Raw genomic sequence first — 238 nt, 5'->3', positions numbered from 1 at the left:
ATCCATTTCTTGTGCTCGTCTTGAACCGAATTGAAGGGCAGATCCATCTCCAATAACCTGTTTTATGCGTGAGGCCTTTGTTCCCACTAGTGTGTGATAGTTCACAATGTTTAGCAACGCCGTTTCTATGAGTCGTGCCTCAGCAAGCGGTGCCTCCACCCGTAAAATCGGTCCATTGCCGAAGACAAGCTCTCCCTCTTTCATGCAGCGGATCGCTCCCGTGCAACGGATGTTCTGC

General features: G+C 50.4%; 1 pseudogene. It reads right to left on the bottom strand.

The window, feature by feature from the left end:
* Nucleotides 1–238 (bottom strand): annotated as a pseudogene (locus SB775_RS33620) (nicotinate phosphoribosyltransferase); the annotation flags it as partial.

This window comes from Peribacillus sp. SIMBA_075 (assembly GCF_046534585.1).
This window is presented reverse-complemented; position numbering and strand designations above follow the sequence as displayed.